This is a genomic window from Streptomyces aculeolatus (genome assembly GCF_020400605.1).
Classification (GTDB): Bacteria; Actinomycetota; Actinomycetes; order Streptomycetales; family Streptomycetaceae; genus Streptomyces; species Streptomyces aculeolatus.
Map to the genome: position 1 here is coordinate 153,697 of NZ_JAINRD010000022.1, position 24,431 is coordinate 178,127.

At 74.7% G+C, this 24,431-nt stretch carries 21 protein-coding genes; 14 read left to right on the forward strand and 7 right to left on the reverse strand.

Features of this window, described 5'->3' with window-relative positions; all coding sequences use genetic code 11:
- Positions 1-10 precede the first annotated feature (10 nt).
- Together LG396_RS29875 and LG396_RS29880 are read left to right on the forward strand one after the other, a co-directional pair.
- On the forward strand, positions 11-466 hold the full coding sequence (locus tag LG396_RS29875; RefSeq protein WP_100301656.1) for a YbhB/YbcL family Raf kinase inhibitor-like protein: 456 nt from the start codon (positions 11-13) through the stop codon (positions 464-466).
- 44 nt (positions 467-510) lie between these two features.
- Entirely contained in the window at positions 511-1,275 is a 765-nt protein-coding gene (locus tag LG396_RS29880; RefSeq protein ID WP_225797166.1) for an IclR family transcriptional regulator, read from the forward strand.
- A gap of 84 nt (positions 1,276-1,359) precedes the next feature.
- Here LG396_RS29880 and LG396_RS29885 read toward each other — a convergent pair whose 3' ends face one another.
- Positions 1,360-1,893 carry a TerD family protein gene (locus LG396_RS29885; RefSeq protein ID WP_037742956.1) on the reverse strand — a complete coding sequence of 178 codons (534 nt, stop codon included), beginning with the start codon at positions 1,891-1,893 and terminating at the stop codon, positions 1,360-1,362.
- 396 nt (positions 1,894-2,289) lie between these two features.
- Between LG396_RS29885 and LG396_RS29890 the strand changes: the two genes are divergently transcribed.
- From LG396_RS29890 to LG396_RS29900, 3 genes are read left to right on the forward strand one after another with little or no spacing between them, the layout of a single operon-like run.
- A complete protein-coding gene (locus LG396_RS29890) occupies positions 2,290-2,715 on the forward strand; it encodes an RlpA-like double-psi beta-barrel domain-containing protein (RefSeq protein WP_018837308.1) in 426 nt (141 codons plus the stop codon).
- 13 nt (positions 2,716-2,728) lie between these two features.
- Positions 2,729-3,346 (forward strand): hypothetical protein, encoded by a 618-nt coding sequence (locus LG396_RS29895; protein WP_018837309.1) that lies wholly within the window; start codon positions 2,729-2,731, stop codon positions 3,344-3,346.
- A 31-nt stretch (positions 3,347-3,377) separates the two neighbouring features.
- Positions 3,378-4,325: a MauE/DoxX family redox-associated membrane protein gene (locus LG396_RS29900; RefSeq protein WP_225797167.1), complete on the forward strand. Its 948-nt coding sequence runs from the start codon at positions 3,378-3,380 to the stop codon at positions 4,323-4,325.
- Between the two features lie 49 nt (positions 4,326-4,374).
- Here LG396_RS29900 and LG396_RS29905 read toward each other — a convergent pair whose 3' ends face one another.
- On the reverse strand, positions 4,375-5,505 hold the full coding sequence (locus tag LG396_RS29905; RefSeq protein WP_225797178.1) for an LLM class flavin-dependent oxidoreductase: 1,131 nt from the start codon (positions 5,503-5,505) through the stop codon (positions 4,375-4,377).
- 359 nt (positions 5,506-5,864) lie between these two features.
- Positions 5,865-7,220 carry a TRADD-N-associated membrane domain-containing protein gene (locus LG396_RS29910; RefSeq protein ID WP_225797168.1) on the reverse strand — a complete coding sequence of 452 codons (1,356 nt, stop codon included), beginning with the start codon at positions 7,218-7,220 and terminating at the stop codon, positions 5,865-5,867.
- Positions 7,221-7,474: 254 nt separating this feature from the next.
- Here LG396_RS29910 and LG396_RS29915 point away from each other — a divergent pair, with 254 nt between their 5' ends.
- Positions 7,475-8,389, forward strand: coding sequence for a LysR family transcriptional regulator (locus LG396_RS29915; RefSeq protein ID WP_225797169.1), 915 nt, complete (start codon positions 7,475-7,477; stop codon positions 8,387-8,389).
- A gap of 192 nt (positions 8,390-8,581) precedes the next feature.
- Positions 8,582-9,832 carry a S8 family peptidase gene (locus LG396_RS29920; RefSeq protein ID WP_225797170.1) on the forward strand — a complete coding sequence of 417 codons (1,251 nt, stop codon included), beginning with the start codon at positions 8,582-8,584 and terminating at the stop codon, positions 9,830-9,832.
- 85 nt (positions 9,833-9,917) lie between these two features.
- On the opposite strand, the gene LG396_RS29925 is transcribed toward LG396_RS29920, so the two are convergent.
- The gene (locus tag LG396_RS29925; protein WP_225797171.1) at positions 9,918-12,860 is read right to left on the reverse strand and encodes a glycoside hydrolase family 2 TIM barrel-domain containing protein; all 2,943 of its coding nucleotides are present in this window, start codon (positions 12,858-12,860) and stop codon (positions 9,918-9,920) included.
- Between the two features lie 192 nt (positions 12,861-13,052).
- Positions 13,053-14,159, reverse strand: coding sequence for a chitinase (locus LG396_RS29930; protein WP_100301662.1), 1,107 nt, complete (start codon positions 14,157-14,159; stop codon positions 13,053-13,055).
- A 194-nt stretch (positions 14,160-14,353) separates the two neighbouring features.
- Here LG396_RS29930 and LG396_RS29935 point away from each other — a divergent pair, with 194 nt between their 5' ends.
- From LG396_RS29935 to LG396_RS29965, 7 genes are all read left to right on the forward strand, one after another.
- Positions 14,354-15,511, forward strand: coding sequence for a hypothetical protein (locus tag LG396_RS29935; protein ID WP_225797172.1), 1,158 nt, complete (start codon positions 14,354-14,356; stop codon positions 15,509-15,511).
- Between the two features lie 436 nt (positions 15,512-15,947).
- A complete protein-coding gene (locus LG396_RS29940; protein WP_018837318.1) occupies positions 15,948-16,724 on the forward strand; it encodes an ABC transporter ATP-binding protein in 777 nt (258 codons plus the stop codon).
- Positions 16,725-16,764: 40 nt separating this feature from the next.
- Positions 16,765-17,973, forward strand: coding sequence for a hypothetical protein (locus LG396_RS29945; protein ID WP_225797173.1), 1,209 nt, complete (start codon positions 16,765-16,767; stop codon positions 17,971-17,973).
- 133 nt (positions 17,974-18,106) lie between these two features.
- A complete protein-coding gene (locus LG396_RS29950) occupies positions 18,107-18,925 on the forward strand; it encodes an SAM-dependent methyltransferase (protein ID WP_225797174.1) in 819 nt (272 codons plus the stop codon).
- Between the two features lie 2 nt (positions 18,926-18,927).
- On the forward strand, positions 18,928-19,725 hold the full coding sequence (locus LG396_RS29955) for an ABC transporter permease (protein ID WP_225797179.1): 798 nt from the start codon (positions 18,928-18,930) through the stop codon (positions 19,723-19,725).
- Positions 19,726-19,904: 179 nt separating this feature from the next.
- On the forward strand, positions 19,905-20,804 hold the full coding sequence (locus LG396_RS29960) for a DUF5753 domain-containing protein (RefSeq protein WP_225797180.1): 900 nt from the start codon (positions 19,905-19,907) through the stop codon (positions 20,802-20,804).
- A 210-nt stretch (positions 20,805-21,014) separates the two neighbouring features.
- Complete coding sequence (locus LG396_RS29965; protein WP_225797175.1) at positions 21,015-21,269, forward strand: DUF397 domain-containing protein; 255 nt, start codon at positions 21,015-21,017, stop codon at positions 21,267-21,269.
- 63 nt (positions 21,270-21,332) lie between these two features.
- On the opposite strand, the gene glpK is transcribed toward LG396_RS29965, so the two are convergent.
- Together glpK and LG396_RS29975 are read right to left on the reverse strand one after the other, a co-directional pair.
- Entirely contained in the window at positions 21,333-23,339 is a 2,007-nt protein-coding gene (gene glpK / locus LG396_RS29970; RefSeq protein WP_225797176.1) for a glycerol kinase GlpK, read from the reverse strand.
- Positions 23,340-23,439: 100 nt separating this feature from the next.
- The gene (locus tag LG396_RS29975) at positions 23,440-24,207 is read right to left on the reverse strand and encodes an IclR family transcriptional regulator (protein WP_225797177.1); all 768 of its coding nucleotides are present in this window, start codon (positions 24,205-24,207) and stop codon (positions 23,440-23,442) included.
- Between the last annotated feature and the right edge of the window lie 224 nt (positions 24,208-24,431).

A 24,431-nucleotide genomic window follows, 5' to 3' on the forward strand; every position in this document is an offset into this window, starting at 1 on the left:
CTGCAGTCCCATGCCCCTGAACATCAAGGACCTCGCCGTCGCCGCCGACGGCTTCGGCCCCGGCGAGCGGATCCCCGACCGGCACGCCGCCGACCACGGCAACGCCGCCCCCGGCATCGAGATCACCGGAGTCCCGGCCGGCACGGCGGAACTCGCGCTGATCCTCCACGACCCCGACGCGCCGCTGCCGCAGGGCTTCACCCACTGGGTGGTCTACGGCATCGACCCGGCCGCACCCGCCGTGCCCGCATCCGGGGGCGCCGTCCGGGAAGGGCCCAACTCCCTTGGCGACAAGGCCTATACGGGACCCCAGCCGCCGCCGGGGCACGGTACCCATCACTACTATTTCTGGGTGTACGCCCTCGACACCCCGGTCGTGGGCGAGCCGTCGCGCGAGGAGTTCCTGAGCGCGTACGGCGACCGCGTCATCGAGCAGAACCGGCTCGTCGGCACGTACTCCGCCTGACGCACCCGGGGATACACCCACGAGCACAGAAGGGCGAGCGCATCGTGTCTGAAGGGCGGGAGCGGACCCCCGGCGTGGACAGCGCCAGGAGGGTGCTGAAGATCCTTCTCCTCTTCACCGAGAAGGGGCCGGAGCTGAGCGTGGAGGAGATCGCGCACTCCGTCGGGATCTCGGTCCCCTCCGCGTACCGGTTCGTCTCGCTGCTGCGCGAGATGGACATGGTGGAGGACAACGGCGGCGGCACGTACGTGCTCTCGCCGCGGATCTTCCTGCTGGCCCGCAGCGCGGAGCAGGCCTTCCCGGTCTCCCGGGTGCTGCGCCCGCTCGTCGAGCGGCTGTCGAAGGAAACGGGCGAGGCGGCGCTCGTGATCCGGCGGGTGGGCGACTTCGCGACCTGCGTGGAGATGAGCCACCCCGAGCACACGATCCGGCTGTCGTTCGAGCCGGGGCAGATCATGAGCCTGCACCGCGGCGCCGGGCCCAAGGTGCTGCTCGCCGCGATGGGCGAGGCGTGGGCCCAGCGCTACTTCGACCGGCTGCGCCCCGCCCCCTCGGCCGCCGAGCGGGACGCGGTGCTGGCGGAGGTGCAGGCCGTGGCCGCGCAGGGGTGGTCCAAGAGCGAGGCGGAGGTCGACGAGGGAGTGTGGGCGGTGGCCGCGCCGATCGGGGTGGGCGAGAAGGTCGTCGCCGCGGTCACGGTCGCCGGGCCGCACTTCCGCATCGACGACGAGCGCGCCGGGCACATCACGGAGCGCGTCGTGGCCGCCGCGGCGGAGCTGTCCGACTCGCTCAGCACCTGGCGGCACTAGGGTCGACAGACCCCGGGCGCCGCCCCCGGGGGGTGCCACCGTCTGCCTCGCGTGGCGCGGTGACATCCCCCGGGGGCGGTGCCGTCAGCCGCCGGCCACGGTCCCCATGAGGGCCGAGAACGACGCGGGGTCGGTGTCGAAGCCGTGCACCACCGGGTGGAACTGCCAGGTGCCGGACTCCTCGCGGACGAATTCGGCGACGGTCGCGGCGGTGGCGGCGCCGACCGCGCCGAAGTCGTCGGCGGCCAGCTCGTCCACGCCGTCGCGCACCTGCACGTGGGTGCCCGTCACCTCGCCGAAGGTCAGCCGCCCGGCGCCCTGCTGGATCGCGACGCCGACGACGACGCGGGCGTACGCGGGGGCGATGCGCGCGAACTCCAGCGTCAGTACCTCGTCGGCGCCGAAGCCCTGGCCGGTCTGGCTGTGCCGCTGGAGGGTGATCGTGCCGTCGGGGGCGCGGCTGTCGAAATGGACGAGGTAGGCCGGCTCGCCGTGCGGGTCCTCGGCGGTGTACGTCGCCGCGATCAGGTCCAGGTCGTGGGAGGGCGCGCCGAGGGGACTGGGGTCCCACTTCAGCGCGATCTCGACCTTGCCGACACCCTTGTTGAGACCGGTCACCGGGCTCCCCTCTCCCGTACTCCTGCGTGCTCCTGGCACAACTGCCCGGCGCGGCCCGCCGGTTGCCCCTATCGTGTCACGTCCCGCCGCACGGGGGAGCGGCGTGCGGGGAGCGCGGAGCGGCACGCGGGGGGCGGGAGCGCCCTGAGCGGCACGGGTGCGCCCGCGGCAGTACGGGGCCCGGGGCGGCGCGCTCGCGGACCGCCTTGCGCGGCGGTTACACCAGAGGACCGGTCCACTGGCACCGCGGCGCCCGATTGACGGTGCGTGTCCTGCACGTCACGCTCGGGCCGTCCGCCACCCATGTTCCCCGGCGGGCTCTCGGTACCCGTACGCCACCCCCACATGGCATTTCGGACTGTCATGTACGGGACAATCTGAAGGGAGCTCGAACACATGGCTTGCAGTACGAACTACCTCTGGCGCGGCGAAGCCACCTGGTTCTGCTGCGGCGCCGCCTGGGGCCCCTGCGGCTCCGCCGGCGGCGGCGCCTGCGGCAACTGCCGCTCCGCCTCGAACCACGGCGCCTGGCCGAACGCCTCCGCCGCCTGCTGGGACATCACCCGGCCCGACCTGTGCGGCGAGGGCGGCATCCCGCGGCGCGGCTGCGGCTCCGTCATGCGCGTCGTCCAGGAGTGCTCCAAGTCGGCCGTCTGCATCACCATCACCGACTGCGGCCCGCGCACCAAGAGCTTCTGCGGCGAGGCGGCCTGCTGCAACGGCGTCTGCCGCACCAACCGCATCCTCGACCTGACGCCCGCGGCGTACTCCCAGATCGCCAGCCTCAGCTCCGGCAAGACCGGTGTCTGGATCTACGAGTGAAGGAGGCCCGGCCATGAACCGCACGACCGACTCGACGCTCGACCGGCGGCGCTTCCTGTCCGCCAGCGCACTCGGCGGCGCCACCGTCGTCGGCGCCACGGCGCTCGGCGCCGTGGACCCCGACGCCGCGTTCGCGGCGCCCACCCCGCCGCTGGACCCGGCGGTCGCGGAGACCTCGTTCGCCGAGGGCCTGATCACCGGCATCGACGGTGGCACCCTGCTGCACGTCAAGGGCTCGTACGGCGAGCAGCACCGCATCCAGCTCACCAACGCCACCAGCATCTGGAAGCTCCACCCCACCACCGCCGAGGACGTCGAGACCGGCGACGGCCTCTACGCCCGCGGCCTGGAGATGCCCGACGGCACCATCGCCGCCGACGCGGTCTGGGTGAACATCGTCAACCTCGACGTCACCGTCCGCGGCATCGGCAAGGACCGGCTGGCCCTCGGCTACCACGGCGGCGAGCTGATCGGCCGCATCGTCCCGGGCCGCTCCACCGCCTCCTACGCGGGCGCCGCGCTCACCGACGACCTGTCGGGCGTGCGGATGGGGCAGCACGCGCTGGTGCTCGGCGCCTGGCGGCCCAAGGACGGGGCGGTCGACATCGCCAGGATCACGGTCGGGCACTGACCGCCGCGGCCACATCGAGGACGGAGGCAGCATGATCGCACTGCTGGTCGGCGGCGTGCTCGGCTGGAGCGGGAGCACCAAGCTGTTCGGACGCAACACCCCGGTGCAGGCGTCGGGCACCGTACTGGAGCGCAAGCTCGGCGGGCTGCCGCGCGCCACGGCCGCGCTGCGCGCGGTCGGAGCGGCGGAGCTGCTCGTCGCGCTCGCCCTGGTGGCCCTGCCGGTGCCGCTGGCCACCGGGGCGCTCGCGGCGCTCGCCGGTACGGGCTTCGCGGCGTACCTCGGCTACGCCAGGGCCACCGCGCCCGACTCGTCCTGCGGCTGCACCGCGCGGGACAAGGCGCCCATCGGCGTACGGGCCTTCGCCAGGGCCGGGTTCGTGCTGGCCGGCGGCGCGGTCGTGCTGGCCGACGGCCTGGCCGGCGCCGGCCTCCCGGCGCCGGCCGGCGGGCCCTGGTGGGAGGCGCTGCGGGACGGTCCTGCCGCCGCGCTCGGCCTGCTGGCCGCGGGCGCGGTGCTCGCCTGGCTGCTCTTCGGCGACCCCGACCGGGCCGTCCGATTGCCGCTGCGCCGACTGCGGCTGCGGCTCTTCGGGCACCCGCTGCACGGCGGGCCCGGCACGGCGGGCGACCCGGAGGCGGTGCCCGTCGAGGGCTCCGTCGAGCTGCTGGAACGCTCGCTCGCGTGGCAGACCGTGACCCACGTCGTCCGCTCCGGACTGCGCGAGCACTGGGACGACGAGGGCTGGCGCTTCCTGCGCTACACCGGCCTGTACGACCCCGGCCGCCAGGGCGCCGACGGCGCCGAGGGCGCCGGCCGGCCGGTGTCCGTGGTCTTCGCGATGGACGCGAAGGCGGGTCTGGACAGCCCGCGCCCGCCGGTGATCCGCGTCGGCGTCGTCGACGAGGAGACCGGCGAGCGCGTGGACGTCACCGCCGGCCGGGAGCGCCCCGGCGCGCTGCTCGGCGAAGGCGTCTGAGGGCGGTGCCCGGAGCCCGGCTCCGTACGGGCTCCGGGTGCCGCCCCGGCTACCCGGCCGCCGCCGGTCCGGCCGGCATGCCGTAGGCGTCGGCGATCAGCTCGTACGAGCGCAGCCGCGCCTCGGGTCCGTGCACGTTCGAGGTGAGCATCAGCTCGTCGGCCCCCGTGCGCTTGCGCAGGTCGTCCAGGCCGGTGCAGACCTCGTCCGGGGTGCCGTGCACCACGTTGGAGATCCAGGAGTCGGCGAACTCCCGCTCCAGCGGGCTGAACCCGTGCGCCTCCGCCTCCTCCGGCGAGGGCACGAGACCGGGGCGGCCGGTGCGCAGCCGCAGCATGCTCAGCGCCCCCGAGGCGACCTGCCGCCGCGCCTCGCGCCCGTCCTCCGCCGCCAGCACCGAGACGCCGATCAGCGCGTACGGGGCGGAGAGCACGGCCGACGGCTGGAACGCCTCGCGGTACAGCTCCAGCGCGGGGCCGGTGTGCTGCCCGGCGAAGTGGTGCGCGAACGCGAACGGCAGCCCCAGCTCCGCCGCGAGCCGCGCGCTGAACATCGACGAGCCCAGCAGCCACACCGGCGGCCGGTGCCCGGACTGCACCCCGCCGGGGGCCGTGCCCTGTACCGGGCCCGGCACCGCGTGGATCCTGCGGTACGGATGGCCCTCGGGGAAGTCGTCGTCGAGGAAGCGGATCAGCTCCGCGAGCTGCTGCGGGAACTCCTCGGCACCCTCGCGCAGCCGCTCCGTGCGGCGCAGCGCCGCCGCCGTCGCCCCGTCGGTGCCGGGCGCGCGGCCCAGGCCCAGGTCGACCCGCCCCGGGGCCAGCGCCTCCAGCGTGCCGAACTGCTCGGCGATCACGAGCGGGGCGTGGTTGGGCAGCATCACGCCGCCGGAGCCGAGCCGGATGGTCTCCGTGTGCGCGGCCAGGTACGCCAGGATCACGGCGGGCGAGGAGGAGGCGACGGCCGGCATCGAGTGGTGCTCGGCGACCCAGTAGCGGTGGAAGCCGCGCGCCTCGGCGAGCCGGGCCAGCGCGGCGCCGGTGCGCAGCGCGTCGCCCGCCGTGTACCCGGCGCCCACGGTCGCCAGGTCCAGCACCGACAGCGGCACGGGTGCGGAGCCGCTCACCCGGCCCCGGATCTCGTCCTGCCCGCCGGCTGCCGTCACGTCCGCTGCCGCCACGTGGTCCTCCTGATCGTCCGTCGTCCTGTGGTCCTCCCATGCGTACAACAGGAGGACGGCTCCGTATTCCCGTTTCCCGGGATCCGGGAATACGGCGGCGCGGAACCGGGGGAGGGGGGCTGCCGCCCGCGGTGACGGCGCGGGCGGCAGCTGGGCGGCGGGCGCGTGGCGGGGTGGGTGACGCGCCCGCCCGTACAGGTGCCGGCGAGGTTGCGGAGCAGGTTAAAAGGACTAGACCAATGCGTCAAGAGGTCTGTACCTGTGCACTTTCCGCGCCGGGCCCGGCCCGGGCCGTACGGGAGGCGCGGGGGCGGCGGGAAGCGCGGGGAAGGCGGGCAGGCGCAGCAACCCGCCCCGGGTCAGCGGCCGTTGCCGGGGGCCGGCTGCTGCTGCGGGTCCTGCGGAACCGCGCCCGGCTGGGCGACGATGGCCTGGGCGATCGCGCCGAGGATCTCCGCCCGCTGCTCGCGGGTCAGGTCCGCGCCGTCCACCAGCCGCTCCGCGGCGAGGTAGCGGGAGAACTCCAGCGGCTGGGTGAAGTAGGCACGCAGGGTCTCGACCGTCGACTCCTGGGAGCGTACGAAGGTCCGGCCGATGAACCCGGCGAGCCCGGCCGAGGAGGCGCCGAGCACCCCGGCGACGATGCTGGTCGCGGTGTTGTCGGCGATCAGGGCGAGGACGGTGAAGCCGATCAGCATGCCGAAGCCGATGCCCATGGCCACCTGGGCGTTGCGGAAGGCGTGCCGGGCCTGCGTCTGGGCGATGCCGTGGTACTTGTCGAGTCGCGCGTGGGTGACGGTCCACAGGTCGGCGAGCACGAGCGCGTCCGACCCGGCCCCGGGCCCGGACCGCTGTCCGGTACCCCCCGCCTCGCGCGTTCCGTCGGTCCCGGCCACCGGCTCCAGCGCCTCGTCGTCCGCGGGCCACCGGGGCTCCGGCGGCCGCCCGCGGCCGTGCCGCAGGGCGTCCTCGATGGCCCGCTCCGCGGCCCGCTCCCGGGCGCGGGCCCGCTGCATGTCGGCCGCGGGGCCGAGCCACGGGGGGCGCCGGAGCACGTCGCGCCTGAGGTAGACGAGGAGGGCCACCACGAGCCCGCCCACGACGGCGATGCCCGCTCCGAGCAGGGTGACCCACAGAAGAGGGGTGCGTGCCGACTCGACGACGAGCAGATCGGGCTTGTACGCGCAGGCGCCCGCCTGCGTCCCGGCGTGCGGCGTGACCGCCACGGAGACCGTCTCCGCCCGCTCGGAGACGCGCACCCCGGCCTCGAACGTGGGGCCGAGCCTCCCGGGGTACCGCTGCCGCCAGGCCCCGCCGGGCACTCCCGCGGCGCGGACCACCACGTCCACCGACCGCGGTTCGCAGGTCACCGGTGCGTCGGCGGGCTGCAGGCCGACCACGAGTCCGACCTTGTCGGACGGCGCCGCGATCCTGGCGGTGAAGGTGGCCGTACCGCCGGACGGAACCTCCTCCTCGGCGCCCTGCCGCTCGATGGCGACGGCGTCGACGTACCGCCCCCGCGTCTGGTTGGGCACCAGCACGCTGACGGCCGACGCCGCCACCAGCGTCGCGACCGCGCCGATGATCGTCAGCCAGCGCGCGCGCAGCCGCATACGCCGCGAGATCTCGGCCTCCGACGGCAAGGGGGCCTCGGCGGCGGTGTCGGTGACCGTGTCGCCGGCTGTGTCGCCGGTGGCGGCGGGGTGATCAGGCACCGCACAAGGATCGCCGATCGGGCGCCCGCCGGCAGGGGAATCGTCCAACGGGGGCGGCGCGGGTCCGCGGCCGCGAAGTTACACGGACTCGAAATACCGCGTTCACAAACCTTCGTGACAAGGCATTTCCGGCTTCAGGAGGAGCAATTCCGAAGCGCAATCCGCCGATTTCCGGTCACGTCCCCGCCGCGGCCGGAAATCCCGCCACTCCGCCGCGCTAGGGTGTTCGACCTGCGGCGGAGCAGGGAGTCGGGGTGCGCATACAGCAGCTGGAATACGTGGCCGCGGTCACCCGGTTCGGCTCCCTGCGGCGGGCCGCGGAATCGCTGCACCTTTCGCAGCCGGCGCTCAGCGAGACCGTACGGAACCTGGAGCGCGAGCTGGGCGTCGACCTGCTCGACCGGCGTCGGTCCGGGGCGCGCATCAGCGACGCGGGGCGGGAGCTGCTGCCGCACATCGCCGCCGTGCTCGACGCCGTGGACCGGCTGCGGCGGGCCGCCGACGAGCAGCACCGGGTCAGCCGGTCGATCCGGCTCGGCACCGGTGGCGCGGTCGCCGCGCCGCTGCTGGCCTCCGCGGTGCGGGAGTTCCGCGCCGGCCATCCGCAGACGGGGGTGGAGATCGTCGCCGGGGCCGAGGACGCGGTGCGCCGCGGGCTCGTCGAAGGGGCGCTCGACCTGGGGCTCGTCGTCCGGCTCGCGGGTGACGAGCCGCACCCCGACCTGTACGACACCGAACTGCTGCGCGGCCGCCCCGTGGTGTGCCTGAGCCCCGGCAGCCCGCTGGCGGAGCTGGACGAGATCGGCGCCGTCGAGCTGCTCGCCGAGCCGCTGATCGGGATGCGCTCCGGCTGTCTCGTCCACCGGCTGCTGCACCGCCTCGGCGCCGGCCGCCCGCCGCTGCCGGCGTACGCGGCCGACACCCCCGACGCGGCGAAGCACTTGGTCGCCGAGGGGCTGGGAGTGACGGTGCTGCCGGACTTCGGGGTGGTCGGCGACCCGCTGGAGCGGCACGGCGCGGTCACCTGGCGCCCCCTCGCGGGCGCCGCCGTCCCGGCCGTCCACCTGGTGCTCTGGCGCAGCCGTACGCGGGTCATCCCGCCCGCCGCCCGCGCGCTGCACGACGCCCTGGCCGCCGGCGTCGCGGCGGCCGGGCCCGTACCGACCTGAGGCCCCGTCAGTCCCGCACGTCCCGTTGCGTCACGGCCGCCACCAGTGCCTTCGGCCAATATTTGGCGTGAACCTGCCACTTGTGGCGCCGTCCGGCATGCGAGACGCTGCCGGGGCACCGCCTACCCCTTGGCGGGCCACCCGCACCGCACTGCACCTCATTGCCCGTGATCCGGTCAACGAAAGGTTCTGGTGCACGAGATGAGACTCACCCCCACACCCCTGCGCCGCGCGGCCACGGTGCTCACCGCACTCGGCCTCGCCGCCGGCCTCCAACTGGCCGCCGGCACCGGCGCGAACAGCGCACCCGCCGAGGGCAGCGCCCCCGCCGAAGGCGATGTACGGCTCGCCCCGCCCGCGACGGCCATCGACGGCCAGTGGATCGTCGTGCTGAAGAACGGCGAGGTCGCCAAGGACGAGACCCGTTCCGTCGCCCGCGACCTCGCCGGCACCGCGGACGTCAGGCCCGACCACGTCTACCGCACCGCGCTGCGCGGCTTCTCCGCCGAGATGAGCAAGGCGGAGGCGGCCGAGCTGGCCCGCGACCCGCGGGTGGCGTACGTCGAGCAGGACGCCGTCATGCGGATCACGGACACCCAGAACAACGCCACCTGGGGCCTGGACCGCATCGACCAGCGGGACCTGCCGCTGAGCACCACGTACACCTACAACACCACCGCGGCCGACGTCACCGCGTACATCATCGACACCGGCATCCGCACCACGCACAACGAGTTCGGCGGGCGCGCCTCGGTCGGCACCGACACCGTCGGCGGCGGCCAGAACGGCCAGGACTGCAACGGCCACGGCACCCACGTCGCCGGCACCGTCGGCGGCAGCACGTACGGCGTCGCCAAGCAGGCGAAGCTCGTCGCCGTACGCGTCCTGAGCTGCAGCGGCTCCGGCAGCACCGCGGGCGTCGTCGCCGGCATCGACTGGGTGACCGCCAACGCCTCCGGCCCGTCCGTGGCCAACATGAGCCTGGGCGGCGGCGCCAGCACCACGCTCGACGACGCCGTCAAGCGGTCCGTCGCCTCCGGCGTGACCTACGCGATCGCCGCGGGCAACGGCGACATCTTCGGCACCCCGCAGAACGCCTGCAACTACTCGCCGGCGCGCGTGCCCGAGGCCATCACGGTCGGCGCCACGGACAACACCGACCGGCGCGCCTCGTGGTCCAACTTCGGCACCTGCCTGGACCTGTTCGCGCCCGGCGTGAGCATCACCTCCGGCTGGTACACCTCCGACAGCGCCACGAACACCATCTCCGGCACCTCCATGGCCACCCCGCACACCGCGGGCGTCGCCGCGCTGTACCTGCAGGGCAACCCCTCCGCCACACCCGCGCAGGTCGGCCAGGCGGTCGTGGACAACACGACGCCGAACAAGGTCCAGGACCCGCGCACCGGTTCGCCGAACCGCCTGCTGTACTCGCTGTTCTGACGGCGCCGGCACCGTCTCCGGTCCCCGGACCGGTGCCACGGCCCGCCCCGCCCGGGAGGATCCGGGCGGGGCGGGCCCCCGCGCGTCAGTGCCCGGCCGCGGCGGAGAAGACGAACGTGAACGACGCCGGGCGCGCCGCGAGTTCGTACTGCGGCAGCACGCCGGGACCGCAGGACGCCGAGCCGATCCCGTGGCGGGCGTGGTCCAGCGTGACGTGGACCCGGTCGCCCGGCACCAGGTCGGGGCGGTGCGTCGCGGCGGCCAGCTCCGCGGTGGTCCAGCGCCGGGCCGTGAGCGCGAACTCCGGCTCGCCCTCGACCCGCAGCCCGGCCGCGGCTCCCCTCCCGTCCCCGGCTCCGGCCTCCGTCAGCTCGGCCCAGCGCACCCGGGCGCGCGCGCCGTTCTCCTGCGGGCGCACGTACGGCGTCTGCAACTCGTCCACGCCCGCCGACCAGCGGCCCAGCAGCGCCGCCGTGCCCGTGTCCGGGTACGCCTCGCCGGGGCCGCCGCCGTACCAGCGCACCGCACCGTACGCCGCGGGCAGCGCGAAGCCGACCCCGAGCCGCGGCAGCGGCAGCCGCCAGTCGCCCTCCGGCACCACCGACACGGTCAGCGCCACCCGGTCCGCGTCCGCACTCCAGCGGAACTCCGCGGCCAGCCCCAGGTCGGTGGCCGCGGGCGCCACCCGGGTACGCACCGTCAGGGCGCCGTCCGCGACCTCGACCGCGTCCGTCCGGTGCCGCATCCGGTGCAGCCCCGCCTCGCGCCAGCGCCGGGCCAGCTCCGTCCCGGTCAGCCAGTCGGCGCCGAGGTCGTTGTCCGTCGGCGCCCGCCACACCTCCAGCCGCAGCCCCGCCACCGGCACCCCCGCCAGCGTCTGCGGCTCGCCCGTCCGCGCGTCGAACACCGCGGGGCCGAGCCGGACCAGCCCGTCGTCGCGTACGGGCGCCGCCCCCGCGGGCCGCGCGAGCGGCGGGCGCGGCGCGGCCGGCCACTGCCCGCTCGCCACCACGTGCCCCGCACTCGCCCAGGCGGTGTCCGCGGCGAGCCGGGCGGTGACGGTCCACTGCGCCTCGCCGGCGGGCGGCACGCCGGGCGCCGGCAGCTCGACTTTCGCGCTCTCGCCCGGAGCCAGCGCCGGCACCGCGGTGGAACCGCCCTCGACCGCGGCGCCGTCCACCGCGTACGTCCAGGTGAAGGCGAGGTGGTCGAGGCCGGCGAAGTCGTGCAGGTTGGTGACGACGGCCTGGTGCGGAAAGTCCCCGGCCTCGATGCGCACCGGGCGGATCACGTGGCCGAACTCCACGAGCCCCGGCGACGGCGTGCGGTCCGGGAACAGCAGCCCGTCGCAGACGAAGTTGCCGTCGTGCAGTTCCTCGCCGAAGTCGCCGCCGTAGGCGAAGCCCAGCTCGGGGTGGGCGAGGCCGTGGTCGATCCACTCCCAGACGAAGCCGCCCTGGCAGCGCTCGTACGTCTCGAACAGCCGCTGGTAGTCGGCCAGTCCGCCCGGGCCGTTGCCCATGGCGTGCGCGTACTCGCAGAGCACGAACGGCTGCGCGCGCCTGCGGGCGTCCAGCGCCGGGTCGTCGAGCGGGTCCTCGGTGCGCTCGCCGATGCGGCGCACCTCCTCGTGGTCGGCGTACATCCGCGAGTAGACGTCGGCGTCGCGGCTGGTCGGGTCGCCCTCGTAGTGCAGCGGCCGGCCGGGGTCCCGGGCGCGGATCCAGTCGGCCATCGCGGTCAGCCCGGCGCCGGAGCCGCACTCGTTGCCCAGCGACCACATGACGACCGACGGGTGGTTCTTGTCCCGCTCGACCATCCGCTCCGCGCGGTCCAGCAGCGCCGGGGTCCAGCGCTCGTCGGCGACCGGGTTGCCGCGCCAGCCGAGGGCGCCGAAGCCGTGCGTCTCCAGGTCGCACTCGTCGACCACCCACAGCCCCAGCTCGTCGCAGAGGTCGAGGAACGCCGGGTGCGGCGGGTAGTGGCTGGTGCGTACGGCGTTGATGTTGTGCCGCTTCATCAGCAGCACGTCCGCCCGCATCGTCGCCTCGTCGACGGCGCGGCCGTGCTCGGGGTGGAACTCGTGCCGGTTCACGCCGCGCAGCAGGATGCGGCGGCCGTTGACCCTGAGCACGCCGTCCTCGACGGCGGCGGTGCGAAAGCCCACCCGCAGCGGGATCCGCTCGCCCGCGGTGGCCAGCTCGGCCGCGTACAGCCGCGGGACCTCCGCGGTCCACGGCTCGACGGGCAGCGTGACGGACTCCCCGGCGGCGGTGTCGACGCCCAGCTCGGGCACGGTGACCCGGCCGCCGGGCGCGCAGTCCACGCGCAGCGTGCCGGTGCCGGCCGCGTGGTCGTACGAGGCGTGCACGAAGAAGTCGCGCACGGCGCCCGCGGGCCGGTGCAGCAGCGTGACGCCGCGGAAGATGCCGGGCAGCCACCACTGGTCCTGGTCCTCCAGGTAGGACCCGGAGGACCACTGGTGGACGCGGACGGCCAGCACGTTGCCCGCGGGGCGCAGCAGTGCGCCGACGGCGAACTCGTGCGGCAGCCGCGAGCCCTTGAACTCGCCCAGCTCCGTGCCGTTCAGCCAGACCCGCGCGTGCGACTCCACGCCGTCGAAGCGCAGCACGGCCTCCGCCGCGGGCAGCGGGGCGGCGGGCCAGCCGGCGGGCAGGTCGAAGGTGCGCAGGTGGTCGCCGGTCGGGTTCTCGGCCGGCACCCGCGGCGGGTCGACCGGGAAGGGGTACGGGGTGTTGGTGTACGCGGGCGCGCCGTGCCGCCCGCCGCCCTGGAGCACCCAGTGGCCGGGGACGGCGATCTCGTCCCAGCCGGAGGCGTCGTGGCCGGGTTCGGCGAAGGACGTGTCGTGGGTGGTCGCGGTGGGGGAGAGCCGGAAGCGCCAGGCTCCGTCGAGCGGCAGCCGGGCGGCGTCGGAGCGGGCGTACCAGGCGCGCGGCGGCAGGGTGCCGGTGCCGGGTGCGAAGTCCTCGTGGGCGGGGAGAGCCGGATCGTGCATGAGATCCATCTGATCCTGCCGAGGGGCGCGGCACAACGGACGCCGCGCCCCGATCCATTGGACTTTCCGGACACCGGTTGGACTTTAGGGTCCGTCGTTCGGGCCCTGCCGGCCGCCGCGAGCCCGGCGGAGATCCGAACGGCAGACCCTGGTGCCGCCCCGGCCGCTCGCCGTGGGGGACGAGCGGCCGGGGCGTGTCCGTCAGCGGCCCTGCAGCGACTTGACGTTGTCGCCGAAGGACCAGCTGCGCGAGCCGTCCCAGTTGATCGACCAGGTCATCAGGCCCTTCAGGGCGCCGCCGAAGTGGCTCCACGCCTGTGAGACGAGGCCGGGCGACATGTGGCCGCCGCCCGCGCCGGGCTGCGCGGGCAGGCCGGGGGCCTGCTTGTCGTACGGGACGCGGATGGTGGTGCCCTGCACGACGAGGCCGCGGTCCAGGCACTCGGTCTGGGCGACGAAGCCCTGGACGGTGCCCGCCTGGTACGAGTCGCCCGAGCAGCCGTACATGCTGCCGTTGTAGTACTGCATGTTGAGCCACCACAGCCGGCCGTTGTCCGCGTACTTCTTGATGATCGGCAGGTACGCGCCCCAGATCGAGCCGTAGACCACGCTGCCGCCGGTGACGTACGCCGTCTCGGGCGCCATGGTCAGGCCGAAGCCGTCGGGCATCTGGGCGAGGACGCCGTCGATGATGCGGATGAGGTTGGCCTGCGAGGGCGAGAGCTGGCTGATGCTGCCGCTGCCCACGAGGCCGGTCTCGATGTCGATGTCGATGCCGTCGAAGTTGTACTGCTTGAGGATCGGCACCAGCGTGGCGACGACCCGGTCGGCGACGGCGCTGGAGCTGAGGTCGACGCCGGCCGCGGCGCCGCCGAGCGACATGAGGATCGTGGCGCCGTTCGCCTTGGCCTCGCACATCTCGGCCGGGGTTGCGACCTTCACCGTGCTGTCCATCCCGTCCTCCCACTTGACCGTGCCGTCCGAGAGGATGACGGGGAAGGCGGCGTTGATGACGTTGTAGCCGTGGGTGCGGATGCCGGGGTCGGTGATCGGCGTCCAGCCGAACGGCGGGTGGACGCCGTTGGCGGCTCCGTCCCAGTTCTCCCAGTAGCCCTGCAGGATCTTGCCCGCGGGCTTGGGCTTGGTGGGACAGGTCTCGGCCGCCGCCGGTTCCGCCGCCGCCGTTCGTGCCGCCGCGGGCCCGGCCGGTTCCGGCGGGGTCGCGGCGGCGGCGGGGAGCTGGGCGGCGAGCGCCAGGGTGAGGCCGATGCCGAAGAGACGCAGCGTCCGGCTGATCGCAGACTGCATGACACGCTCGCCTTCTGGGCTGTGGGGTTGCCAGGAGAGGTACGTGTTGCGCTGCGGCACAACGTAAGTTGGTCCAGACCTTTCGTCAAGAGGTCTGGACCAAAGATTGCGGGGCGGGGCGCGGGGCGCGTCGCGGAGGAGCTGTTCTTGCCGCGTTCACCCGCGAGTTCGTGACGTTGCCTAGCGTGCCGCCCATGCCCACCACGTACGACACAGGAGTCCCCGCAGGCCCGGACGTCCCCGAAGTCCCCGCCGCCGCGGCCCGGTCCGCCGCTTTCCCCGCCCCCGCCGCGCCCGCGCCGTCCCGCCGCGGCGTGCTGCGCGGGCTCACCGCGACGGCCGGAGCCGCCTGGCTCGCCGCGCTCGGCGCCGGCCCCGCGCTGGCCGGCGGCGGCAGCGGCCGCGGCCGCCCCGGGCGCCCGCTGCGGGTGCTCGTCGCGACGAACGAGCCCTGGGGCACGTACCACGTCAGGCCGCTGCTCGCGGAGGCCGGCCGGCGCGGGGTGCGGATCACCCAACTGGTGCCCGACACCTCGGGCGTCCAGCCCGGCGACCCCGTGCCCGTCGCCACACCGCAGGCCGCGCCGCGCGCCGATCTGCTGGTCGTCACCGGCGCCGGTGACTGGCCGCTGGAGTGCCTGGCGCGCTTCCCGCGGCTGCCGGTGGCGGCCAGCTCGCTGGCGTACCTCGGTCCCGCGCAGGCACCGGGCGCACGGCTGCTGCGGCCCCGGCTGCGCGCGGTCACGTCCTCCTCGCCGGCCGAGGCACGCGCGTTCGGCGGCTACCTGGGCGTGCGGCGGCGGATCCGGGCCGTCGGCTCGCCGCAGACCGACACGCTGCCCGACCACCGGCCGGAGCCGGGGCTCGTGCTCGTCCTGACCAGCGTCACGTACCCGGACGGCACCGGCGGCGCCGCGCCCGGCACCGAACTGCTGCTGGCCGCGGCCGGGGAACTGCGGGCCGCGGGCAAGCGGATCCTGGTGGGCCTGCACCCGCGCGAGGACCCCAAGCTGTGGGACGCGTACGAGATCAGCGACGTGCCGTCGCTGACGGCCGCGGCGCGGGCGGAGGCTGCCGTCGGCATCCCGGGCACCGTCTTCCCGCTGGTCGCCGCGGCCGGCGTGCCGCTCGTCGGCGTCACCGGACCGGGGCTGACCGTGCCGGACTACCTGCTGGCCGTCTGCTCCTCGACCATCGACGACCCCGCGGAGGCGGTGCCGGCCGTCACCTCCGCGCGGCTGCCCGCCCCGGACGTCCTCGCCGACGCCGTCGGCCCGGTCGGCGGCTCGGCCGCCCGCCTGCTCGACGTCTGGCACCACACGGCCCACCCCCGGCACCCGCACGACCGCTGACCCCGGGCGGCCCGGCGGGCCCGCGCTGCAACTGCCGCGGGCCCGTCCGCAGCAGGCCGCGCCCGCCTCACGGCGCCCTGTCTCCTGCGCACCGCCTCCCGTCGCGCGCCCTCCGCCCTCCGCCCTCCGCCCTCCGGCTTCCCCTTCCGGCGCCCCGGCGCCTCCGCCCGTGCGGCCCCGCCCGCGTGCGGCATCCCGGGCGACCGCCCGCCTTCGGCGGAGCCCGGGGTTCCGGCGCTCGGCCGGGCAACCGTCCCGGGGTCGCCCCGCGTTCGCCCGCCGGCTGCCCGCGCCCGCCGCCCGCAGGGCACCCCGCGTACCGGGCCGCAGGTCCATCCCGTAGCCTCTGTGGCCCCGAGCCCGCGACGCACCGCCGCGGCGCAGGAACCTGACCGGCGGCACTGACCCCCCGCCGGAGCGCACGGGAGGTGGGCCCATGACCGTCGCGGACGCCGACGAGGCCGCACCCGTGTCCGGTACGGGCCCCGTCCTCTCCCTCGGCGCCGTCGAGAAGCGCTTCCCCGACGGCACCCGCGCGCTCGATCCCGTCGACCTCGACGTCGCCGCCGGCGAGTTCGTGTCCGTCGTCGGCCCCTCCGGCTGCGGCAAGACCACCCTGCTGCGCATCGCCGCCGGGCTCGCCGAACCCTCCGCCGGCGCCGTCGCCGCGCGCGCCGACCGCCTCGGCTACGTCTTCCAGGACCCGACGCTGCTGCCCTGGCGCTCGGTGCGTACGAACGTCGAGCTCTTCGGCGAACTGCGCGGCGTCCCGCGCGCCGAGCGGCGCAAGCGCGCCGACGCCGCGCTGGAGCTGGTCGGCCTCACCGACTTCGCCGGCCACCGGCCGCGCGCCCTGTCCGGCGGCATGCGCATGCGCGTCTCCCTGGCCCGCTCCCTCTCGCTGCGCCCGGAGCTGTTCCTGCTGGACGAGCCGTTCGGCAGCCTCGACGAGATCACCCGCGAGCGGCTGGACGACGACCTGCTCCGGCTCTTCGCCGCCGAGCGGTTCGCCGCCGTCTTCGTCACCCACTCGGTGCTGGAGGCGGTCTACCTGTCCACCAGGGTCGTGGTGATGTCCCCCAGACCCGGGCGCATCTGTGGCGAGTTCACCGTCCCCTTCGGCTACCCGCGCGGCGAGGGCCTGCGCTACGACCCGGAGCTGAACCGCATCGCGGCCGAGGTGTCCGCCTGCATGCGCGCAGCCGCCCAGTGAGAACCCGACCGGCCCCCGACCCCCTCCGGAGGAACCCCCGATGCCAGTGAAGAACCACCTGCGCTCCTTAGCCGTGCCGCTCGTCGCCGGCCTGCTGCTCACCGTCGCCGCCTGCGGCGACGACGGCGGCGAGCAGCAGGCGGCCGACGCCGACGGCAAGGACTCGGCCCCCGCGGCGGGGAGCGGCCCGGCCGACCTGGCCGGCGTGTGCCCCGACACCGTGACCGTGCAGACCTCGTGGCTGCCGAACGCCACGGCCTTCGGCCCGCTGTACGCGCTCCTCGGCGACGACCCCGAGGTGGACGCGAACAGCAAGCGGACCACCGCCCCGCTGGTCGCGGGCGGCAAGGACACCGGCATCTCGCTCGAACTGCGCGCCGGCGGCCCGGCGATCGGCTTCGCCGCCACCTCCGCGCAGATGTACACGGACGAGGACATCGACCTCGGGGTGGTCGGCGGCTTCGACGAGATCGTCCAGCTCTCCGCCACGCAGCCCACGACCGCGGTGCTGGCGCTGCTGGAGAAGGACCCGACGATGATCTACTGGGACCCGGAGACCTACCCGGAGTTCGAGACCATCGAGGACGTCGGCAGGTCGGACACCACGGTGCTGTACTCCGGCGGCGACACGTACATGGAGTATCTGACCGGCACCGGGATCCTCAAGAAGGACCAGGTGGACGGCTCCTTCGACGGCTCGCCCGCGCGCTTCGTGGCCTCCGGCGGCAAGCTCGCCTCCTCCGGGTACGCGGCCGAGGACCCGTACATGTTCGAGAACGAGATCGACGACTGGATGAAGCCCATCAAGGGCCAGCTCGTCTACGAGGCCGGCTACCCGATCTACGGGCCCTCCCTCGTCGTCCGCCCCGAGGCGAAGGCCGAACTGGCGCCCTGCCTGGAGAAGCTGGTGCCGGTCATCCAGCAGGCGCAGGTCGACTACCTCCGCGACCCGGACGCGACGATCGCCACCATCGTCGACATCGCCGAGCAGTACAAGGGCGGCGACGTGCTCACCGAGGGCATCGCGAAGTACGGCATCGGCGAGATGAAGAAGCTCGGCATCGCCTCGGACGACGCCGAGGGGAAGGACGCCACCGTCGGGAACTTCGAGACCCCGCGGGTGCAGGAGATCATCGACATCGGCGAGCCCATCTTCGCCGAGCAGAAGAAGCCCATCCAGGACGGCCTGGCGCCGGCCGACGTCGTGACCAACGAGTTCCTCGACCCGGGGATCGGACACGGCGGATGACCGGCCGCCCGACCGCCGGGGACGGCGACCGCGGTCCCCGGCGACCAGGTGGAGTACGCTGCCGTGTCGGCCCGTACCGCAGCTGTGCGCCGGCGCAGCCGCGGCCGTGCAGGCGCACAGCGCGGAGAGGTTCATGAGCGACAACGGCATAGCCGACGGGCCCCACGGCACGTCGCCCCTGCCCGACCCCACGGCGGCCCACGCCTCCCGCACGTACGACTACCACCTCGGCGGCAGCGACAACCTCGGCCCGGACCGCGCGCTGGTGGACGAGGTCGAGTCGACCTTCATGCCGGACGTGAAGATGCGCGTACGCGCCCAGCGGCTGTTCCTGGAGCGGGCCGTGCGCTACCTCGTCGGGGAGGCGGGCATCCGCCAGATCCTCGACATCGGCTGCGGCCTGCCGCAGCGGCGCATGCCCAACGTCCACGAGGTCGCCCACCGCATCGCCCCCGACACCCGGGTCGTCTACGTCGACTACAACCCCGTCGCCGTGGCGCACATGCAGGCCCTGCACACCGACGGGACCCTGACCGTCGCCTTCGCCGGCGACGTGCGGCAGCCGGAGCTGATCCTCACCCACCCGGACGCGCGCGCCGTACTGGACTTCGACCGCCCCGTGGGCGTCCTCATGGTCGGGCTGCTGCACTTCCTGCCCGACGAGGAGGACCCGGCGGACCTGGTGGCGCGGGTCCGCCGCGGGGTGGCCCCGGGCAGCTACCTCGCCGCGTCCCAGATATCCGCCGAGCTGGACTCCCGGGTGAGCCGGCTGACGAAGCTCTGGGCGCGCGGAGCGACGCCGATGGTGGAGCGCAGCCGCGCCGAACTGGAGCGGATCATCGACGGCTGGGAGCCGGTCGAGCCCGGCGTGGTCGTCGCGCACGACTGGCGCCCCCGGCCCCCGGACCGTACCGAGGGGAACGCCTACACCCTGGTGGCCGTCAAGCCATGAACGTGCGCCCGTTGCTCCGGAGGCTGCCGGCCGTGCTGGTGGCCGGCGCCGCCGTGGGGGTGTGGTACCTGATCAGCATGGTGGTGCTGGCGGAGGACCGGCGCTTCCTCTTCCCGCCGCCGCACGACGTGGTGCGTGAGGGGTTCCTCGACGGCGACAACCGCGCCGAACTCCTCGACGCCCTGCTGCTGTCCGCGCAGGTCGCCTCGCTCGGGCTGCTCATCTCGGCGGCCGGGGCGATCGCCATGGCGATCCTGATGAGCCAGGCCCGCTGGCTGGAACGCTCCCTCTTCCCGTACTTCGTCGTGCTCCAGGTGACGCCGATCCTCGCCCTGGTGCCGCTCTTCGGCTTCTGGTGGGGCTACGGGTTCTCCACCCGCGTGCTCGTCTGCGTCATCATCGCCTTCTTCCCCATCCTGACCAGCACGCTCTTCGGTATCCGGTCCGCCGACGCCTCGTACCACGACCTGTTCAGGCTGCAGAACGCCGGCCGGCTGACCCGGCTGTGGAAGCTCCAGCTGCCCGCCGCGCTGCCGCACATCTTCACCGGGCTGCGCATCGCGGCCGGAATGTCCGTCGTCGGCGCCATCGTGGGCGACTTCTTCTTCCGCCAGGGGCAGCCGGGCATCGGCGTGCTCATCGACCTCTACCAGTCGCGGCTGCAGTCCGAGCAGCTGCTCGCGGCGGTGCTGCTCTCCTCGCTCCTCGGCGTGCTGGTCTTCTGGTTCTTCGGCTGGCTGGCCCGGATCGTCGTCGGGGGCTGGCACGAGTCCGCGGACGAACCGGGCGTCAAGGGCTGACTCCGGGCCGGTGCTGCCGGCTCACCCGCGGGTGGTGCCGGCCCGTCCACGCGTCCGGTTTCCATAGGCGAAAACCGGACGAAGGTTCGGGAAACCGGGCTCGGACGGGTATGATTCCGCGCTGGCGGCGGGATGGTGAACCGACCGGCGGGGGAGGGGAGATGGCGGGGTCAGTACCGGTGGCCGGTGGACGTCGGCTGCCCGGCGGCGGCGCGGACCCCGGCCGGGGCGGGCCCACGATCCGGCGGATCGTCCTCGGCTCCCGGCTGCGCAGGCTGCGCGTCCGGCGCGGCATCGGACTCGACGCGGCGGCCCAGGCCATCCGGGCGTCGGTGCCCAAGATGAGCCGGCTGGAACGCGGCCAGGGCGGCTGCAAGGAGCGCGACATAGCCGACCTGCTGACGCTGTACGCGGTCACGGACCTCCGCGAGCGCGAGGCGTACCTCGCGCTGGCCCGCGGCGCCAACACCCCCGGCTGGTGGCAGCAGTACGGCGATCTGACGCCGCGCTGGCTGGAGACGTACCTCGGGCTCGAGGAGGCCGCGACGCTCATCCGCGGCTACCAGTCCCACCGCGTGCCCGACCTGCTGCAGACCCCCGCCTACGCGGCCGCGCTGGCCCGGCTGACGTACCCGGACGACAGCGCGAGTGCCGTCGCCCGCCGCGTCGACCTGCTGGAGCGCCGGCAGCAGACGCTCGCCAGGTCCGACCCGCCGCGCTGCTGGCAGCTCATCGACGAGGGCGCGCTGCGCCGCAGCGTCGGCGGCCCCGCGGTGATGCGGGAGCAGATCCGCCACCTGCTCCGGCTGCACAGCCCGGAGTTCCCCGAGATCGCGCTGCACGTCGTGCCGCTGCACACCTCCGTCGCGACGGCGCTGGCCGGCTCGGTGACCCTGCTGCGCTTCGCCGAGCCGGACCTGCCGGACATCGCCTACCTGGAGCAGCTCACCGGCGCGCTCTACCTCGACGACCCCGACGACGTCGAGCGGCACCGCCTGGCCGTCGACCGGCTGGCCGCCCCGGTGACGGAGCACACGAGCACCGACGCGTTCCTGCGGCAGGTCCTGCACGCCACCTGACGGGCGCGCCCGCGTAGCACCCCGGCCCGGCGGAGCACCTCTCCGCCGGGCCTTCCCGCGTCTCCCGCACGGCACTTCGGCCCGATTCGATCACCGTCCGCCACCCCTGCCCGAGCGCTCGGTGATACCTCGATGAAATTTCATCTGTAAGTGCATCCGCAAGCACAGACGCAAGTACAGTACGCAAAAGATCAGTTGGAGGGAGCAGCCATGCAGGTCGACAACGGTGTGCCCGCGGGCCGGTTGGGCAACGTCGAGTGGCGCAAGAGCCACCACAGCAACCCCAACGGCGAGTGCGTCGAGCTGGCCGGGCTCTCCGGCGGCGAGATCGCGGTCCGCAACTCGCGGGACCCGCAGGGCCCCGCACTGGTCTACGGATCCGCCGGGCTGGCCGCGTTCCTGCGGGCCGCCAAGGAGGGGGAGTTCGACGACCTCGTCACCGGCCGCGGCCCCGCCGGCGCCTGACGGGAGCACCTGGCAGGAACTCCCGGCGGGAGCACCCGGTGCCGGCGCCCGCGGGATCCTCGGCTACGTGCCGGACTCGCCCGCCAGCGCCGCCAGCCGGGCCGCGCTGCCGCAGCCGGACGCGAGCAGCCGCCCGCGCTCCACGGCGTACGCGCGCCCCAGGACGGCGCGCTCCTGCGCGGAGGCGCCGCGGCGCAGGGCGTTGAGGTGGACCCGCTCGCCCGCGGCGACGTGCGCGCCGGCGGCCTCGGCCAGCCGGTCCAGCGCCGCGTCGAACTCCGGCCCGGCGGGGGTGTCCAGGCGCAGCAGCACCAGCAGGGCGCGCGCGAGCGCCGCCGGCCCGCCGTCGCCGTCGCCCGGGCAGAGCACGTACGCCGCCGGACCTTCCCCGGGGTGCGCCGCGGCCCGGCCGGCCTCCGCGTGCGCGACCGCCAGCGCCGACAGCTCCTGCAGCACCGCCCGCCGGTCCGCCTCCTCGCTGCGCAGCGCGCTCAGCAGGTGCTCCACCCTGCGGTGGTCGGCCAGCACCAGGTCGACCACGTCGGCCCCCGGCGGCGGCGGGCTCTCCGCCGGCCGGGTCCAGCCGAACGTCAGCCCCACGGCGTGGCGCCAGTTGGCGTACTCCGAGGCCCGCCGGTCCGCCGGCATCTGCGGCAGCCACTGCGCCGCCCGGTGCCAGTTGCGCCGCAGCCCCTCCAGGTCCGGCCAGTAGCCGACCGCGAGCCCGGCCGCGTACGCCGCTCCCAGCGAGACGGTCTCCGCCATCATCGGCCGTACGACGGGCACGTCGAGGACGTCGGCGACGAACTGCATCAGCAGGTTGTCCGCCGTCATGCCGCCGTCCACGCGCAGACCGGAGAGCGTCAGGCCCGAGTCGGCGTTCATCGCGTCGACCACCTCCCGGGTCTGCCAGCCCGTCGCCTCCAGCACCGCCCGCGCCAGATGCCCCTTGGTGATGTACGAGGTGAGCCCCGCGATCACGCCCCGCGCCTCGCTGTGCCAGTGCGGCGCGAACAGCCCCGAGAACGCCGGCACGATGTAGCAGCCGCCGTTGTCGTCGACCGTCTGCGCCAGCGTCTCGATCTCCGGCGCGCTGCCGATCAGCCGCAGCCCGTCCCGGAACCACTGCACCAGCGACCCGGTCACCGCGATCGAGCCCTCCAGCGCGTACACCGCCGGCTCGTCCCCGATCTTGAAGCCGACGGTCGTCAGCAGCCCGTGCCGGGAGGCGGCCGGTGTCTCGCCGGTGTTGAGCAGCAGGAAGCTGCCCGTGCCGTACGTGCACTTGGCCTCGCCCGGCGCGAAGCACGTCTGGCCGAAGAGCGCCGCCTGCTGGTCGCCGAGCGCCGCGGCGATGCGGATGCCGGGGACCACGGTGGTGGTCGTGCCGTACGTCTGCGTGGAGGAGCGGATCTCCGGCAGCATCGCCTTCGGCACGCCGAAGAAGTCCAGCAACTCGTCGTCCCACGACAGGGTGCGCAGGTTCATCAGCATCGTGCGGCTGGCGTTGGTGACGTCCGTGATGTGCAGCCCGCCCGCGGGCCCGCCGGTCAGGTTCCAGATCAGCCAGCTCTCCATCGTGCCGAACAGCACGTCGCCGCGCTCCGCCCGCTCCCGCAGCCGGGGTTCGCCGTCCAGCAGCCAGCGGATCCGCGGCGCGGAGAAGTACGTGGCCAGCGGCAGCCCGCACAGCGCGCGCACCCGGTCCGCGCGCGGGTCCCGGGCGAGCCGCTCGGCGATCTCGTCGGTGCGGGTGTCCTGCCAGACGACGGCGCGGGCCGCCGGGCGGCCGGTGTGCCGGTCCCACAGCACCGTCGTCTCCCGCTGGTTGGCGATGCCGAGGGCGACGACCTGGCCGGTGTCCGCGCCCGCCTCCGCCAGGGTCCGCGGCACGATCCGGCGCAGGTTCCGCCAGATCTCCACGGCGTCGTGCTCGACCCAGCCCGGCCGCGGGAAGTACTGCTTGTGCTCGCGCTGCACCACGGAGACCAGCCGGCCCTGGGCGTCGAAGAGGATGCACCGGGTGGACGTCGTGCCCTGGTCCACCGACATCACGTACCGCTGCGCCACGCCGCCCCCGCTCGTCGGTCCCGTCCGCTCCGTACCGTCCGCTGCCGTCCCGTCCGCCCGTCCCGTCAGCCCGCTTCGTCCGCCGTGCCCCGCGCGGCCGTCACCGGCGGGACGCGCCCAGGTCCCGCGACACCGACCGGGCCGTGCCGAGCACCAGCCCCACCAGGTCCTCGCGCAGCGCGCCGGAGTGTTCGCAGAGCCGCTCGGCCGGGCCCGAGATACCGAGCGCGCCGACGACGAGACCGCCGGGGCCGCGCAGCGGCGCCGCGATCCCCGCCTCCTCCAGGCGCCGTTCGCCGCGCTCGCCGGCCCAGCCCGACTCGCGCACCCGCCGCAGCTCCGCGAGGATCGCCGCCGGTGCGGTCAGGGTCCGCGGGGTGTACGACGGCGGGGCCGGGGCGTCCAGCGCGGCCGGGACGTTCACGTCGTACGCGAGCAGCACCTTGCCCAGCGCCGTCGCGTGCGCGGGCAGCACGGTGGCCACGTCGAGGGTCTGCTGCGGGTCGCCGGGCCGGAAGACGTGGTGGACGACGAGGACCCGGCCCTCCGCCGGGACGCCGATGCGCACCGCCTCGCGGCTCCTGGCGGCCAGCCCGTCGGCCCAGTTGAGGGCGCGGGAGCGCAGCTCGTTGGCGTCGACGTGCCCGGAGCGCAGGTCGAGGAGCGTGTCGCCGATCCGGTACTTGCCGGTGTCGCGGTCCTGCTCGACGAAGCCCACCTGTGCGAGCGTCCGCAGCAGCCCGTGCACCGTGCCCTTCGCCAGACCCAGCGACGCCGCCAGCTCGCTGACACCGAGGCGGCCGGAACCGCGCGCCAGCAGGTGCAGTATCGCCGCCGCGCGTTCGACCGACTGAACCGGACCTGGCACGCGCCGACCATAAGCCTCCGCGCCCCGCCGGTGAAAGCGGGGTGCAGCAGATTCGTTCGACAATGTCGGCAGGGCGTCGTTGACGGCGTGATGACGCGCTGGTCATGTACTCACCACGGGCCGGGGTGCCGGCGCAGCGGCACGGTCCCGGCGACCGACGCGACGTTTCGGAGCAGGAGCAGACCGTGACCGACGATTACAGCGCCCCCTCCCCGCAGCGCCCC

What these genes read in the sequence shown, in the direction of transcription:
- LG396_RS29875 (WP_100301656.1), top strand. Translation starts at nt 11, where the DNA reads ATGCCCCTGAACATCAAGGACCTCGCCGTCGCCGCCGACGGCTTCGGC.
- LG396_RS29900 (WP_225797167.1), top strand. Translation starts at nt 3,378, where the DNA reads ATGATCGCACTGCTGGTCGGCGGCGTGCTCGGCTGGAGCGGGAGCACC.
- LG396_RS29940 (WP_018837318.1), top strand. Translation starts at nt 15,948, where the DNA reads ATGACCGTCGCGGACGCCGACGAGGCCGCACCCGTGTCCGGTACGGGC.
- LG396_RS29895 (WP_018837309.1), top strand. Translation starts at nt 2,729, where the DNA reads ATGAACCGCACGACCGACTCGACGCTCGACCGGCGGCGCTTCCTGTCC.
- LG396_RS29925 (WP_225797171.1), bottom strand. Translation starts at nt 12,860, where the DNA reads ATGGATCTCATGCACGATCCGGCTCTCCCCGCCCACGAGGACTTCGCA.
- LG396_RS29965 (WP_225797175.1), top strand. Translation starts at nt 21,015, where the DNA reads ATGCAGGTCGACAACGGTGTGCCCGCGGGCCGGTTGGGCAACGTCGAG.
- LG396_RS29945 (WP_225797173.1), top strand. Translation starts at nt 16,765, where the DNA reads ATGCCAGTGAAGAACCACCTGCGCTCCTTAGCCGTGCCGCTCGTCGCC.
- LG396_RS29890 (WP_018837308.1), top strand. Translation starts at nt 2,290, where the DNA reads ATGGCTTGCAGTACGAACTACCTCTGGCGCGGCGAAGCCACCTGGTTC.
- LG396_RS29930 (WP_100301662.1), bottom strand. Translation starts at nt 14,159, where the DNA reads ATGCAGTCTGCGATCAGCCGGACGCTGCGTCTCTTCGGCATCGGCCTC.
- LG396_RS29950 (WP_225797174.1), top strand. Translation starts at nt 18,107, where the DNA reads ATGAGCGACAACGGCATAGCCGACGGGCCCCACGGCACGTCGCCCCTG.
- LG396_RS29935 (WP_225797172.1), top strand. Translation starts at nt 14,354, where the DNA reads ATGCCCACCACGTACGACACAGGAGTCCCCGCAGGCCCGGACGTCCCC.